Genomic DNA, 13365 nt, shown 5'->3' with positions numbered 1-13365 from the left:
GAATTCTCCTGAAACGAGGGCGGATCAAACAGCGATGCGGTGTTCCTGAACGCCAGGCCCGCTAACGCGATAAATGCCGATTTCACCCAGCAGATTAGGCCACATACGGCTGGCCCAACTGTGTCGATGCAAGTGGTCGACAGCGAGGCGGTCGAGCACCTTGACGCTGCGCTCCAGGCACAAAGCCTCGAAGTCTTTAAAGGTGCAGAAGTGAATGTTCGGCGTGTTGTACCAGGTGTACGGCATGAAGTCCGACACCGGCATACGACCATTGCGGGCCAGGTAATAGCGGCAACGCCAGTGGCCGAAGTTCGGGAACGTGATGATGCACTGGCGGCCGACGCGCAGCATTTCTTCCAGAATCTTGTCCGGGTACTGCACCGCTTGCAGCGCCTGGGTCATGACCACGACGTCGAAGCTGTTGCTGGCGAAGTTGCCCAGCCCCAGGTCGAGGTTTTGCTCAATGACGTTCACGCCCTTGGTTACGCATTGCGCGATGTTGTCCGGGTCAATTTCCAGACCGTAGCCGGTTACCTGTTTATGGTCGCGCAGCCAGGCCAGCAATTCACCGTTACCGCAGCCCAGGTCGAGCACGCGGCTACCGGCGGGTATCCAGTCCTGGATGATTTCAAGATCGGCTCTCACGACAATCCTCAGAGGCTGATGCGGTTCATGTAACCGCTGAATGCTTGCAGGTAACGCGGGATGGGCATCAGGAAGGCGTCATGACCTTGCGGCGCGTCCACTTCCAGGTAGCAAACGTTTTTGCGTGCCGCCATCAGCGCATCGACGATTTCCCGCGAGCGCGCTGGTGAGAAACGCCAGTCGGTGGTGAAGGAAATCACGCAGAAGTCTGCTTTGATGCCGGCCAGGGTTTTCGCCAGATCACCATCGTGTACGGCGGCAGGGTCGAAATAGTCCAGCGCCTTGGTCATCAACAAATACGTGTTGGCGTCGAAGCGGCCAGAGAACTCTTCGCCCTGATAGCGCAGGTAGCTTTCCACTTGAAACTCGACGCTGTGGAAATCGTAATTGAGCTTTTCGCTTTTGAGCCCGCGACCGAATTTTTCGCCCATGGCGTCATCGGACAGGTAGGTGATGTGCCCGACCATGCGTGCCAGCATCAGCCCGCGTTTGGGGATGACGCTGTGCTCCTGGAAATGGCCGCCGTGGAATTCCGGGTCGGACAAAATGGCCTGACGCGCCACTTCGTTGAAGGCGATGTTTTGTGCCGAGAGCTTGGGCGCCGAGGCAATGGCCAAGCAGTGACGAATGCGATCCGGGTAACTGATCGCCCATTGCATCGCCTGCATGCCGCCGAGGCTACCACCGACCACCGCCGCCCACTGCCCGATGTCGAGCCGATCTGCCAACAGCGCCTGGCTGTTGACCCAGTCTTCCACGGTTAGCACCGGGAAGTCCGCGCCGTAGGGTTTGCCGGTCGCCGGGTTGATGCTTGAGGGCCCGGTAGAGCCGTTACAGCCGCCAAGGTTGTTGAGGCTGACGACAAAAAAACGGTTGGTGTCGATGGCCTTGCCCGGGCCGATGCAGCTGTCCCACCAACCGGGCTTGCGCTCATCGGCGCTGTGGAAGCCGGCGGCGTGGTGATGCCCCGACAAGGCATGGCAAATGAGGACGGCATTGCTGCGGGCTGCGTTCAGTTCGCCGTAGGTCTCGTACACCAATTGGTACTGACCCAGGCTGCGGCCGCACGCCAAGGCCAAGGGCTCGGCAAAGTGCTCGACTTGCGGCGTAACCAAACCAACGGAGTCTTCGGGAAAGGCGGTGGGCATCGACCCTGCTCTCGCAAAAAGGAGGCGCCAGTCTAAAGAGCACCGTCCCGTGCGGCAAGAACAGCTCGGGGCTCAATCAACAGTGCATTCTTTGATCTGTCGTGCCCACTCGGGAATCTCGCTGTCGTCGGCGTAGGTCTTGCTCAACAGACCTTGGCTTGTACGAAACAGCAGGCGTGGCTCCTGATCATTTATCGAGTTGTCGTACACATACAAACGATCAACCAGCCGCGCAAGCACTACACAATTGGCAATCGACTTCGTATACCGCGAAACGATTTTGTTGATTGGCACTTCATGACCGCCATCCATGTAGCGGTAAGTGATGCGGTAAGCATTGATAGCCGGGTGCGTCGTGCTGACGAAAAAGACCCGAACGAAGAAGCCGGCTTCGATAGCTCGCAAGATGAAGTCGATTTTGCTGTCAGTTGAGAGAACCGTCTCAAAAGCCAAGCTGCGTTTTTCCAGCAGGCACTGCTCGCGAAGTTGCTCCGCTTTATCGGCAGCCTGCTTGAAGGCTTCTTCGGAATTCCATCCGCCAAACTGCTCCTGTGCCATTTCATCTGGATTGATGAACGTGCAGTCCGAGAGCCAGTGATGCTCGCGTAGCATTTCAGTGATGGATGTTTTTCCGGAGCCGTTGGGTCCGGCAAAAACAAGCAGCTTGGGCTTGATGTCGGCCATTACGAGCGGCGCGAGTGCTGGTCTTTCTTAGCGTTGATCGCTTTGCTCAGGCTTTCGTTGAGCTGATTGTCGACTCGGGTCACTCGGCTGCGGGCAACTTGCCTCACGTGCGACATGAGCTCGGACAGCTGGGAATCGCTGGGGTCATCTTGAGAGCTGATCAGGTTGAAACCGTTCTGGCTATTCATGGTTAACCTCCGTTGTGGCCAAGTCGGCAGCATAGGAGGTTTGGCCATTCAAGCCAACCGCCTTACTCGCTCGTCTGCGCCTGACGAGCCGAGGAGGGCAGCGTCACCACTTTGCCCTGGCGCGAAATCGGCGCGGGGCGGCGCAGGGTGCGCAGCATTTCGTTGGCCTGGCTCAGTTGCAGCTCCAGCCCTTTTATATAGCCCAGCATTTGCTGGCTGCGGGCGCGGGCCTGTTGGGTGTTCTGCGCCAACGATTTAAGCCGCAGCATGTGGGTTTCCAGCAGCTGCTTGTGTTCCAGCGTGTGCTGCATCAGCGGCATCAGCGCGTCGGCGGCCCACTGTTCCACTTCGCGGCGCAGGCGTTGGTGCAGGCCGATGACTTCCTGTACCAAGGTAGCGAAGAAGCGGCGGGTCACGGTGCGTTGTTCGGTGAGCAGGGTGCGCAGGTGCAGGCGGAACTGGTCGGCTTTGCCTTGCAGCCCTTTGAGCTCGCGTTGGTAACGCTTCACGTTGAACTGCGGGGCGTCCACGCCGTTCAGCGGGTTCTCTTCGTTATGGCGACGGTAAATGGCCGAGACCATTTTGTTGGCCATCTCCACTTCCTGGCCGAGGTTGGCGAGGTCGTGGTCCACGGAGCGGAAGAAATGCAGAATCGCCTGGTTGATGCCCAGCGTGGTCCAGCTTCCGGTGAGGTTGGTGCGCACCTTGTTCAGGTGCTCTTCCAGGCGCTCGGAGCGGGCGGCGTTGCGCAGCAGGTCACCCTGGCGCTTAAGCAAGCGTTGGTTGGTTTTTAAACCCAGCAGGCGACGGTGGTGTTGGCTGTGGTCGTCTTTGGTTTTGGCAGTCAGTTCGAACAGCAATTGGCCGTTGTCGTGCTGATGGTTGGCCAGCAGCGCTTGCTGCTCGCGCACTTTCTCCAAACGCAGGTTGAGCACGTGTTGGCTGTTTTGCAGCAAGGCCAGCACTTGGTTAACCACGCGATCCTCAAGCAGCCGCTCTTTCTGCGCGACGATGCGTTCGCACAGCAGGTTTTCCAAGTGGCCCAACTGGCTGCGTTCCAGCAGCGGTTGGTCTTTGCGCACTTTGGCCAGCAGCGCCTGCTTGGCGGACAGCGGCAGCACGTCTTCTATGCCGATGCCGAGTTGTTTGGCCGTGGCGCTCTGAATCTGGCTGATGGCGTTCTGCACAAACGCCTCGCCAGCGAGGTCGTCCCACAACACGTCGATTTTGTTCAGCACGGCGAACAGGCTGCTTTGGGTTTCTTCGTCGAGCTGGCGAATGTGGGTTTGCCACACGGCCATGTCGCTGGCGGTGACGCCGGTGTCTGCCGAGAGCAGGAAAATGATCGCCTGCGCGCTTGGCAGCATCGACAAGGTCAGTTCCGGCTCGCTGCCCAAGGCGTTGAGGCCGGGCGTATCGAGAATGCGCAGGCCCTGGCGCAGCAGCGGATGGTCGAAGTTGACGATGGCATGGCGCCAGGCCGGCACCAGAACCTGGCCGGGTTTGCCGGCGCTTTCGAGCATGTCCGGGTGGAAGCCCAGTTGAATGGCCTGCTCGACCGCCATGGGTTTGGTCTTCGCCACTTGGGTGAAGGCTTGCACCATGTTGTCGGGGTCGGTGATGTCTAGCGGAATATTCACCCAGTGCCGTGGGATGCGCTTGAACTGCGCGACGCTGGCGTCTGTCATGCGCGTTTCAATCGGCAGCAGACGGATGTAGGAACGCTCCGAGCGTGGATCAAAAAACAGCTCAGTCGGGCACATGGTGGTGCGCCCGGCGTGAGATGGCAGCATGCGCTGGCCGTATTCGGAGAAAAACAGGCTGTTGATCAGCTCGGTTTTGCCGCGTGAAAACTCGCCGACAAAGGCCAGAGTGATGTGATCGGTGCGCAGTGTGCGCAGGGCGCGGTCGAGCTTGGCTTCAACGGCGTCGGTGATGAGGCGGTTAGTGGCGAGCCAACTGCGGTAGCGGGTGATTTCCCGAACCAGTTCGCGCTTCCAGCCTACGTATGCACTGACTTGTTGGCTGAGACGTTCCATGCTCATTCCTGCACTCCTGTGGGCAACGCATCCTGCGACTGGTTTTTAGCGATGATCGGCGTGGTCAACAGTGGCGGCAAGCGCCGAGGCGGCACGCTGTGACGGGTGCACGCTAGAGTGGCAGCTTGCGACTGCGGGGCATTATGCGGGAAGCATCCTACGCGTCAATCAGCCTTGGATGGCAGCCCGCCTTAAGGTCGGCGGGCGTGACCGAGCGGTCGTGCCGGGAGAGATGGACGGGCGCTGGGTTTGCCACCCAGCGCCCCGCTACAGGCGTTACAGCAGCATGCGCAGCACATCCGGCATGCCGCTCATGATCATCAGGTTTTGGATGACCAGCATGTCCAGCAGCTTCAACGCCAGGAACGCAAAGATGGGCGAAATATCCAGACCGCCCAGGTTCGGCATGATGCGGCGGATCGGCGACAGCACCGGCTCGCAAATCTGGTTCACTAGTTCCACGCCCGGATTGTGGCTGCCCTGAGCCACCCAAGACAGAATCACGCTGATGATCAGGGCGAAGAAGAACACCTTGAGGAACAACGCGGTGATGCCAATCAACGACCAGATCAGCATTTGCAGCGGGTTGGCGATGATCCCGTAAGTGAGCAGCAAGGTCAGCGCGATCAGGATGAATTGCAGCACGATCGCCAGCACCAGCGAGGCGACATCGAGCCCGCCGAAGCCCGGAATGATCTTGCGCAGCGGTTTAAGCAGCGGCTGGGTGGCGCGAACAATGAACTGGCACAGCGGGTTATAAAAGTTGGCGCGCACCAGTTGCAGAATAAAGCGCAACAGCACGATCAACAGGTACAGGCTGCCCAGCGTTTGCAGGATGTAAACGGCAGCGGTGTTCAATCCAATCATCGTCAGCTCCTTATTGGCCCAATTGCTCGGCCAGTTCCGCCGAGCGATGCGCCGCGGCGTTGAGTGCTTGCTCGACCAGCGCTTCAAAACCGCCGGCCTGGAAGCTTTTGATGGCCGCTTCGGTGGTGCCGGCGGGCGAGGTCACGCGGCGGCGCAGTTCGGCGGCGTCCACGTCGCTGGCGACTGCCATGCGTGCAGCGCCGAGCGCGGTTTGCAGGGTCAGCTGTGCAGCGGTGGCGGCAGGTAGGCCGAGTTTTTCGCCGGCTGCAGTCATCGCTTCGATCAGCAGAAAGAAATAAGCGGGGCCGCTGCCCGACACGGCGGTCACCGCGTCAATCAGGTGTTCTTCATCCAGCCACAACGCTACGCCGACTGCCGACAACAATTGCTCGGCCTGGGCGCGTTGGTCGCCGGAAACGTCGGAGTTGGCGAACAGACCGCTCACGCCTTGGCGCAGCAATGCCGGGGTGTTGGGCATGCAGCGCACGATGGGTCGCGTCGGGATTGTCGGCGTGCTCAACCAGGTTTGCATGCTCGCGCAGGTGATGCCGGCGGCAATCGAAACGACTAGCTGGTTACTTTTCAGGTGAGGCGCCAAGGCCAGGCACACGCTTTTCATCGCTTGCGGCTTGATCGACAACACCACCACATCGGCGCCATTCACCGCGTCGGCGTTGTCGGCGAACACATCAATGCCGTGCTCGCCGGCAATTTTGCTGCGCTGCTCGGCGCCCGGATCGCTGGCACAGAGCTGCTTGCTGTCCATGCCCTGGGCGCGCAGGCCGCCAATCAAACTGGCGGCCATGTTGCCGGCACCAATAAAGGCAATACGGGGGTTGCTCATAAAACGCTTCCTTTATAGAGGCATGGGTTGTGACCGTTTATGCAGGTCAGATTCATTGAGTGGGGGCGCCGGCGGCCTGGCCGTAGTCGCGCGCGCCGAACAGCGCGGTGCCGATACGCACCCAGGTGGCGCCTTCGGCCACGGCGGCTTCCAGGTCATGGCTCATGCCCATCGACAAGGTGTCCAGCGCGGGCATGTTCAAGGCGGCTTGCAAGGTGCGCACCGTCGCGAAGGCTTCGTGCTGGGCGCAGTAGTCGTCGGTGGGCTCGGGAATGGCCATCAGCCCGCGCAGTTTCAAGCGCGGCAATTGCGCGACGGCGGCGGCGAGGGCGGGAAGGTCTTGCGGCGTGCAGCCCGACTTGCTCGCTTCGCCGCTGACGTTTACCTGAAGGCAAACATTCAGCGGCGGCAGGTGCGCGGGGCGTTGTTCAGAGAGGCGTTGAGCGATTTTCAGGCGGTCCACCGAATGTACCCAGTCAAAGTGCTCGGCTATGGCTTTGGTCTTGTTCGACTGGATGGGGCCGATGAAGTGCCAGATCAAGGGCAAATCGGTCAACTCGGCCTGTTTGCTCAGGGCTTCTTGCAGGTAGTTTTCGCCGAAATCGCGAAGGCCGGCGGCGTGTGCTTCGCGAATGGCGTCTGCGGGTTTGGTTTTGCTCACGGCCAGCAGGCCGACCTGTGAAAAATCTCGCTGCGAGGCTTGCGCCGCCTCACGGATACGCTCACCGAGCTTTGCAATATTCTCTGCTATCGTGGACATTACCTACACCAGCCGCCAGTGGTTCAGCGGCATTCTACCTGCTTGCTTGTCATTTGATGCTCGTCATTAGACGCACTTAATTAGGGAATTCCATGGATATCACTGAGCTGCTCGCCTTCAGCGCGAAACAGGGCGCTTCGGACCTGCACCTCTCGGCGGGTTTGCCGCCGATGATCCGGGTTGACGGCGATGTCCGCCGCATCAATTTGCCGGCGCTGGACCACAAGCAAGTGCACGCGCTGATCTACGACATCATGAACGACAAGCAGCGCAAAGATTTCGAGGAATTCCTGGAGACCGACTTCTCGTTCGAAGTGCCGGGCGTCGCGCGTTTCCGGGTAAACGCCTTTAACCAGAACCGTGGTGCCGGTGCGGTATTTCGGACCATTCCTTCCAAGGTTCTGTCCATGGAAGACCTGGGCATGGGCGAAATCTTCAAAAAGATTTCCGACGTGCCGCGCGGCCTCGTGCTGGTGACCGGGCCGACCGGTTCGGGCAAATCCACCACCCTGGCGGCCATGCTCGACTACATCAACAGCAACAAATATCACCACATCCTGACCGTTGAAGACCCGATCGAATTCGTTCACGAGTCGAAGAAATGCCTGATCAACCAGCGTGAAGTGCACCGCGATACGCTCGGCTTCAGCGAAGCATTACGCTCGGCACTGCGCGAAGACCCGGACATCATTCTGGTCGGCGAGATGCGCGACCTTGAAACCATCCGCCTGGCGCTGACCGCTGCGGAAACCGGTCACTTGGTATTCGGTACGCTGCACACCACCTCTGCGGCAAAAACCATCGACCGCGTGGTCGACGTGTTCCCGGCAGAAGAGAAGTCGATGGTGCGTTCGATGTTGTCCGAATCGCTGCAATCGGTTATCTCGCAAACCCTGCTGAAGAAAATCGGCGGCGGTCGGGTAGCCGCACACGAAATCATGATCGGCACCCCGGCGATTCGAAACCTGATCCGCGAAGACAAAGTGGCGCAAATGTATTCGGCCATCCAGACCGGTGGCGCGCTGGGCATGCAGACGCTCGACTCGTGCCTCAAGGGCCTGGTGGCTAAAGGTCTGGTTTCCCGCGATGCGGCAAAAGAAAAAGCGAAAACCCCGGAAAATTTCTGACGCGTATCCCATCCTGCGTCACTGCTGTCTTGGAACTGTGGGCCAGACAGCAGACTATGCGTGGATCTTTATTTGTCTCGGTGGCGGTACACGCGCGCTGCCGATTCGTCCTATTGGCTGACGGCAATCGCCGTCGCCCAGCTGCGTGATAGGCGAGAACCTCGATGGAATTTGAAAAGCTGCTGCGTTTGATGGTCGAAAAGGGCGGTTCGGACCTCTTTATTACCGCCGGCGTGCCGCCGTCGATGAAGGTCAACGGCAAAATCATGCCGATCACCAAGACGCCCATGTCGCCGGAGCAAGCCCGCGAAACCGTGCACGCGGTGATGAACGAGCAGCAGCGCCGCGATTTCGCCGAAAACCACGAGTGCAACTTCGCCATCAGCGCCCGGGGCATCGGACGTTTCCGCGTTAGCGCGTTCTACCAGCGCAACCTCGCGGGCATGGTGCTGCGTCGCATCGAGACCAATATTCCGACGCTTGAAGACCTCAAGCTTCCTGAAGTGCTGAAGAAGTTGGCGCTGACCAAGCGTGGGCTGGTGCTGTTTGTGGGCGCCACCGGTACCGGTAAGTCGACGTCGCTGGCGGCCATGATTGGCTACCGCAACAAGAACAGCAGCGGCCACATCATTTCCATCGAAGACCCTATCGAGTACATCCACCAGCATCAAAGCTGCATCGTCACGCAGCGTGAAGTGGGCATCGACACCGAGTCGTTCGAAGTGGCACTGAAAAACACCCTGCGCCAGGCGCCGGACGTGATTCTGATTGGTGAGGTGCGAACCCGCGAAACCATGGACCACGCCGTGGCCTTCGCCGAAACCGGCCACTTGTGCCTGGCCACGCTGCACGCCAACAACGCCAACCAGGCGTTGGACCGGATCATCAACTTCTTCCCCGCCGACCGTCAGCAACAGGTGTGGATGGACTTGTCCTTGAACCTCAAGGCCATCGTCGCCCAGCAACTGATCCCAACGCCGGACGGCAAAGGTCGTCGCGCTGTGATCGAGGTGTTGATCAACACCCCGCTCGCCGCAGACTTGATTCGAAAAGGGGAAGTGCACGAGCTCAAAGCGCTGATGAAGCGCTCGACTGAGCAGGGCATGCAGACATTCGACCAGGCGCTGTATCAGCTCTACAGCCAGGGCGAAATTACTTACGAAGACGCGTTGGCCTATGCCGACTCGGCGAACGACCTGCGCTTGATGATCAAGCTGGGCTCGGAAACCGACGGCGATCACCTGACCACCATGTCGCAAGGCCTGTCGCTGGAAACCAGCGACGAAGACAGCGGGCGCCGCTTCCGCTGATTGGCCCATAGAGTGAAGCCCCTTCCGGGGCTTCGCTTTTTATCTCGACGTAACCCGCAGCTGCGGCTCGCTGCTCGGCAGCACGCGCTTAGCCAGGGCGTAGCGATTTTTCCAATACGGTTTGTTCAAGGTGTCGATGGTGACCGCCTTGCCGCGTCGTGGCGCGTGGATAAAACGGTCGTTGCCCAGATAAATGGCGACGTGATTGACGCGGGCGCCGCGCAGGTTGAAAAACAACAGATCGCCCGGCTTCAGATCGCTGCGCGCGACCTTTTTGCCTTCAGCGCGCGCCATGGCGCTGGAGGTGCGGGGCAAGTCGACCGAGTCGATGTCGTCAAAGGCGTAGCGCACCAGGCCGCTGCAATCGAAACCTTTCTCCGGGGAACTGCCGCCCCAGCGATAACGAACGCCGAGAGTATTTACTGCGCGGCCGAGTACCGAGCTGCTGTTTTTAGCGGCCTCAATGGCGGCAGCAGAGGTGCTGGTGGTCTGGGTGGACGGTGAAGAAGTCGTCGCGGTGTGCCCGGTGGAATGGGCGGGTAACGGTTGATACCGGTTGCTGGCCTCGGCAGGGTTCAGGGCAGCAGCAAGCGGGAAACACAGGCAGACAGAAAGCCAGGTTTGATGGAAAAAACGCATACGGCAAAGCTCTTGGTTTCACGAAAGCGCAACTTTATAACAGCTTTTTTGCTCATTTTTTAACCATTGGTCGATTGGAACTCTGGTCCTTCGCGCAAAAGGTAGTGATTAAACCCTGCTTTTTTTTAGTTTCTAGGGACAAATCCTGGCCCTCTCAGCGGGTCGATATTCCTAGTGCACGCACCGTCGTCCTTGCGAAACCGGGGATCCAGAAACTGCTGGAAACATCCCGCGCACCCGGTTCTTCGTATACGAGCGAGCGCAGCAGTTGAATCCGCAACCCTTTGCCGTAGCCTAGGTCCAACGTCGCGACTCACTTGAGGAACCCATAAATGAACATGCAGCGAGACACCCACAGCAAAGTTATTGGCTATCTGCTGTGGATTTTTGGCTTTCTCGGCGCCCACCGTTTTTATTACGGTAAGCCGGTCACCGGCACGATTTGGTTTTTCACCTTTGGCTTGTTTTTCATAGGCTGGATCATCGATTTCTTTCTGATCCCCTCGATGGACCGGGAAGCGGACCTGCGTTTCAACGCGGGCGGGCTTGATTACAACGTCGCCTGGATTCTGCTGACGTTCCTCGGCGTGTTCGGCGTGCACCGCATGTACCAGGGCAAATGGATTACCGGGCTGATCTACCTGTGCACCGGCGGTTTGTTTTTCGTGGGCGTGCTGTACGACTTCTGGACGCTCAACGATCAGGTGTCCGCGCGGAACGTGGCGCAGCGCATCTAGCTGAAACGCGCATAAAAAAGCCCGCCTGATGGCGGGCTTTTTGTTGGGCTTGGTTCAGCGGCTAACGGGCTAGGCCTGATAGCTGATATGCCCATCCACCAGCGTGTACCGCACGGCGCCGGGCAGGCAATGGCCCATAAACGGACTGTTCTGGCCCTTCGAGAACCAGCGCTCGCCGGCCACGGTTGAGGCTTGTGGGTCGAACAGCAGCACGTCGGCCGGGCTGTTCACCGCCAGTTCGCCAGCCGGTAGGCGCAGCGCAGCAGCTGGGCCAGCGCTCAGGCGTGCGAGCAGCGTCGGCAGATCCAAAAGGCCGTCTTGCACCAGGCTCATCGCCAGAGGCAGCAGCAACTCAACGCTGCTGATGCCCGGTTCGGTGGCGCCGAACGGAGCCAGCTTGGCGTCGGCTTCGTGTGGTTGGTGGTGGCTGGCAATGGCTTGAATCACCCCCGCCTTCACGGCAGCGCGCAGGCCGTCGCGGTCGGCGCTGGTGCGCAGCGGCGGTTGCACGTGGTAGAGGCTCGAGAAATCGATCAGCGCCTCGTCAGTGAGAATCAACTGATACAGCGCCACGTCCGCCGTCACCGGCAGGCCGCGCGCCTGGGCGTCGGCGATCAGTTGAGCGCCGCGGGCGCTGGTGAGCTGGCTGAAGTGCGCGCGCACGCCAGTCTGCTCGACGAGCAACAAATCCCGCGCCAAGGCCACGGTTTCGGCCGTTTCCGGAATACCCGGCAGGCCGAGGAAGCTGGCCGTGGCGCCTTCATGGGCGAGGCCGCCTTCCGCGAGGTCGTGGTCCTGGGAATGAAACACCACGGTCAGATCGAATGTGGCCGCATATTCCAGCGCGCGGCGCAGGGTGCGGTTGTTGCGAAAGCTGTCCAGGCCGTTGCCAAACGCGACGCAGCCGGCATCGCGCAGGGCCACCAGTTCAGCCAACTGCTCGCCCGCCAGGCCTTTACTCAAGGCGCCCACTGGAAAGACTTTGGCGTGGCCGGCACTGCGGGCGCGGTCCAGGATCAGCTCGGCCACTGCCGGTGTGTCGAGAATCGGTTTGGTGAACGGCGGGCAGCACAGACTGGTCACGCCGCCGGCTGCTGCGGCGAGGGTTTCGCTGGCGATGCTGCCTTTGCGGCTGTAGCCCGGCTCGCGCAGGGCGACGTTCAGGTCCACCAGTCCAGGGCTGGCAACCAGGCCTTTGGCGTCGATGCTTTTATCCGCTTCAAACCCTGCAGGTCTGGAGCCGATGCCGGCAATTTTGCCGTCGGCAATAAACAGGTCGGCAACCTTGTCCAAGCCACTGTTTGGATCGATTACGCGGGCACCGAGGATTTCAATACGCATCAGTTGTGCTCCTCAGTTGCGGTGTTGGCTTGGGCTTCCTGGTTGAGCAGCCGCTGCGTGGTTTGTCCGCTCATGGCCATGGAAAGCACGGCCATGCGGATGGCGATGCCGTATGTCACCTGGTTGAGGATCACCGATTGCGGACCGTCGGCCACCGCCGATTCGATTTCAACGCCTCGGTTGATGGGGCCGGGGTGCATGACCAGCGCGTCGGGTTTGGCCAACTTCAGGCGCTCACTGGTCAGGCCGTACAGGCGGTAAAACTCGCCTTCGCTGGGCAGCAGGCCGCCGGTCATGCGTTCACGTTGCAAGCGCAGCATGATCACCACGTCGACGTCTTTCAGGCCTTCGGCCAGGTCGGTGTAAATATTCACGCCGTACTGCTCGATGCCAACGGGCAGCAAGGTTTTCGGGCCGATGACGCGGATGTCCGGGCAGCCCAATGTCTTCAACGCCAGCATGTTCGAGCGGGCGACGCGCGAGTGCAGGATGTCGCCGACGATTGCCACGGACAGGTTTTCAAAGCTGCCTTTGTGCCGGCGGATGGTGAGCATGTCGAGCATGCCCTGGGTCGGGTGCGAATGGCGGCCGTCGCCACCGTTGATGATCGCCATGTCCGGGCATACGTGCTCTGCAATAAAGTGCGCAGCGCCGGAGTCGCCGTGGCGTACCACGAAGATGTCCGCCGCCATGGCTTCAAGGTTGCGCAGGGTATCGAGCAGGGTTTCGCCCTTGCTGGTCGACGATGTCGACACGTTCAGGGTGATCACATCTGCCGACAATCGCTGCGCCGCCAGCTCAAAGGTGGTGCGCGTGCGCGTGGAGTTTTCGAAGAACACGTTGCACACGGTCTTGCCGCGCAGCAACGGCACCTTCTTCACGGCGCGGGCACCGACTTCGAGAAAGGAGTCGGCGGTGTCGAGAATTTCGGTCAGCAACTCGCGAGGCAAGCCGTCGAGCGAGAGGAAGTGGCGCAGCTGGCCCAAGTCGTTGAGCTGCAGCGGGCGCTTGGCGTCTGTTGGCGTCATCGGAAGAA

Annotated in this window: 14 protein-coding genes; 3 read left to right on the top strand and 11 right to left on the bottom strand. The window is 60.1% G+C overall.

Annotated elements, in window-relative coordinates:
- Positions 1-24: 24 nt before the first annotated feature.
- The 8 genes from metW to ACZZZU_RS13640 form a co-directional block, all read right to left on the bottom strand.
- Positions 25-645 (bottom strand): methionine biosynthesis protein MetW, encoded by a 621-nt coding sequence (gene metW, locus ACZZZU_RS13675; RefSeq protein WP_122492114.1) that lies wholly within the window; start codon positions 643-645, stop codon positions 25-27.
- Between the two features lie 8 nt (positions 646-653).
- Positions 654-1793 carry a homoserine O-succinyltransferase MetX gene (gene metX, locus ACZZZU_RS13670; protein WP_463550909.1) on the bottom strand — a complete coding sequence of 380 codons (1140 nt, stop codon included), beginning with the start codon at positions 1791-1793 and terminating at the stop codon, positions 654-656.
- A 72-nt stretch (positions 1794-1865) separates the two neighbouring features.
- Positions 1866-2477 (bottom strand): zeta toxin family protein, encoded by a 612-nt coding sequence (locus ACZZZU_RS13665; RefSeq protein WP_463550908.1) that lies wholly within the window; start codon positions 2475-2477, stop codon positions 1866-1868.
- A complete protein-coding gene (locus tag ACZZZU_RS13660) occupies positions 2477-2665 on the bottom strand; it encodes a hypothetical protein (protein ID WP_122492112.1) in 189 nt (62 codons plus the stop codon). Before ACZZZU_RS13660 ends, ACZZZU_RS13665 begins: the two co-directional genes overlap by 1 nt.
- Positions 2666-2727: 62 nt before the next feature.
- On the bottom strand, positions 2728-4710 hold the full coding sequence (locus tag ACZZZU_RS13655; protein WP_463550907.1) for a dynamin family protein: 1983 nt from the start codon (positions 4708-4710) through the stop codon (positions 2728-2730).
- Positions 4711-4980: 270 nt separating this feature from the next.
- Positions 4981-5571 carry a YggT family protein gene (locus ACZZZU_RS13650; RefSeq protein ID WP_463384183.1) on the bottom strand — a complete coding sequence of 197 codons (591 nt, stop codon included), beginning with the start codon at positions 5569-5571 and terminating at the stop codon, positions 4981-4983.
- Between the two features lie 10 nt (positions 5572-5581).
- Positions 5582-6415: a pyrroline-5-carboxylate reductase gene (proC, locus tag ACZZZU_RS13645; protein WP_122492109.1), complete on the bottom strand. Its 834-nt coding sequence runs from the start codon at positions 6413-6415 to the stop codon at positions 5582-5584.
- Positions 6416-6467: 52 nt separating this feature from the next.
- Complete coding sequence (locus tag ACZZZU_RS13640; RefSeq protein WP_463550906.1) at positions 6468-7175, bottom strand: YggS family pyridoxal phosphate-dependent enzyme; 708 nt, start codon at positions 7173-7175, stop codon at positions 6468-6470.
- Positions 7176-7267: 92 nt separating this feature from the next.
- Here ACZZZU_RS13640 and ACZZZU_RS13635 point away from each other — a divergent pair, with 92 nt between their 5' ends.
- Both ACZZZU_RS13635 and ACZZZU_RS13630 read left to right on the top strand, forming a co-directional pair.
- Positions 7268-8302 carry a type IV pilus twitching motility protein PilT gene (locus tag ACZZZU_RS13635; RefSeq protein WP_110615318.1) on the top strand — a complete coding sequence of 345 codons (1035 nt, stop codon included), beginning with the start codon at positions 7268-7270 and terminating at the stop codon, positions 8300-8302.
- 164 nt (positions 8303-8466) lie between these two features.
- Positions 8467-9612, top strand: a complete 1146-nt coding sequence (locus tag ACZZZU_RS13630) for a PilT/PilU family type 4a pilus ATPase (RefSeq protein ID WP_122492107.1) — start codon at positions 8467-8469, stop codon at positions 9610-9612.
- Between the two features lie 39 nt (positions 9613-9651).
- Here the strand turns inward: ACZZZU_RS13630 and ACZZZU_RS13625 are convergent, their stop codons facing one another.
- Positions 9652-10251, bottom strand: a complete 600-nt coding sequence (locus ACZZZU_RS13625) for a C40 family peptidase (RefSeq protein ID WP_463550905.1) — start codon at positions 10249-10251, stop codon at positions 9652-9654.
- A gap of 332 nt (positions 10252-10583) precedes the next feature.
- On the opposite strand from ACZZZU_RS13625, the gene ACZZZU_RS13620 reads away from it, so the two are divergent.
- Positions 10584-10988, top strand: coding sequence for a TM2 domain-containing protein (locus ACZZZU_RS13620; protein WP_122492105.1), 405 nt, complete (start codon positions 10584-10586; stop codon positions 10986-10988).
- Positions 10989-11057: 69 nt separating this feature from the next.
- Here ACZZZU_RS13620 and ACZZZU_RS13615 read toward each other — a convergent pair whose 3' ends face one another.
- Together ACZZZU_RS13615 and ACZZZU_RS13610 are read right to left on the bottom strand one after the other, a co-directional pair.
- Positions 11058-12329: a dihydroorotase gene (locus tag ACZZZU_RS13615; RefSeq protein ID WP_463550904.1), complete on the bottom strand. Its 1272-nt coding sequence runs from the start codon at positions 12327-12329 to the stop codon at positions 11058-11060.
- The gene (locus ACZZZU_RS13610; protein WP_122492103.1) at positions 12329-13357 is read right to left on the bottom strand and encodes an aspartate carbamoyltransferase catalytic subunit; all 1029 of its coding nucleotides are present in this window, start codon (positions 13355-13357) and stop codon (positions 12329-12331) included. Before ACZZZU_RS13610 ends, ACZZZU_RS13615 begins: the two co-directional genes overlap by 1 nt.
- Positions 13358-13365: the final 8 nt, after the last annotated feature.

This window comes from Pseudomonas sp. AC136, from assembly GCF_979258585.1.
The sequence above is the reverse complement of the archived record's forward strand: the minus strand, read 5'-3'. Positions and strand labels throughout refer to the sequence as shown.

Bases quoted from the DNA above. Each gene is read 5' to 3' on its own strand.
- metX (WP_463550909.1), bottom strand. From the start codon at position 1,793: ATGCCCACCGCCTTTCCCGAAGACTCCGTTGGTTTGGTTACGCCGCAA.
- ACZZZU_RS13625 (WP_463550905.1), bottom strand. From the start codon at position 10,251: ATGCGTTTTTTCCATCAAACCTGGCTTTCTGTCTGCCTGTGTTTCCCG.
- ACZZZU_RS13650 (WP_463384183.1), bottom strand. From the start codon at position 5,571: ATGATTGGATTGAACACCGCTGCCGTTTACATCCTGCAAACGCTGGGC.
- ACZZZU_RS13620 (WP_122492105.1), top strand. From the start codon at position 10,584: ATGAACATGCAGCGAGACACCCACAGCAAAGTTATTGGCTATCTGCTG.
- ACZZZU_RS13660 (WP_122492112.1), bottom strand. From the start codon at position 2,665: ATGAATAGCCAGAACGGTTTCAACCTGATCAGCTCTCAAGATGACCCC.
- ACZZZU_RS13610 (WP_122492103.1), bottom strand. From the start codon at position 13,357: ATGACGCCAACAGACGCCAAGCGCCCGCTGCAGCTCAACGACTTGGGC.
- ACZZZU_RS13630 (WP_122492107.1), top strand. From the start codon at position 8,467: ATGGAATTTGAAAAGCTGCTGCGTTTGATGGTCGAAAAGGGCGGTTCG.
- ACZZZU_RS13635 (WP_110615318.1), top strand. From the start codon at position 7,268: ATGGATATCACTGAGCTGCTCGCCTTCAGCGCGAAACAGGGCGCTTCG.
- proC (WP_122492109.1), bottom strand. From the start codon at position 6,415: ATGAGCAACCCCCGTATTGCCTTTATTGGTGCCGGCAACATGGCCGCC.
- ACZZZU_RS13655 (WP_463550907.1), bottom strand. From the start codon at position 4,710: ATGAGCATGGAACGTCTCAGCCAACAAGTCAGTGCATACGTAGGCTGG.
- ACZZZU_RS13615 (WP_463550904.1), bottom strand. From the start codon at position 12,329: ATGCGTATTGAAATCCTCGGTGCCCGCGTAATCGATCCAAACAGTGGC.
- ACZZZU_RS13640 (WP_463550906.1), bottom strand. From the start codon at position 7,175: ATGTCCACGATAGCAGAGAATATTGCAAAGCTCGGTGAGCGTATCCGT.
- ACZZZU_RS13665 (WP_463550908.1), bottom strand. From the start codon at position 2,477: ATGGCCGACATCAAGCCCAAGCTGCTTGTTTTTGCCGGACCCAACGGC.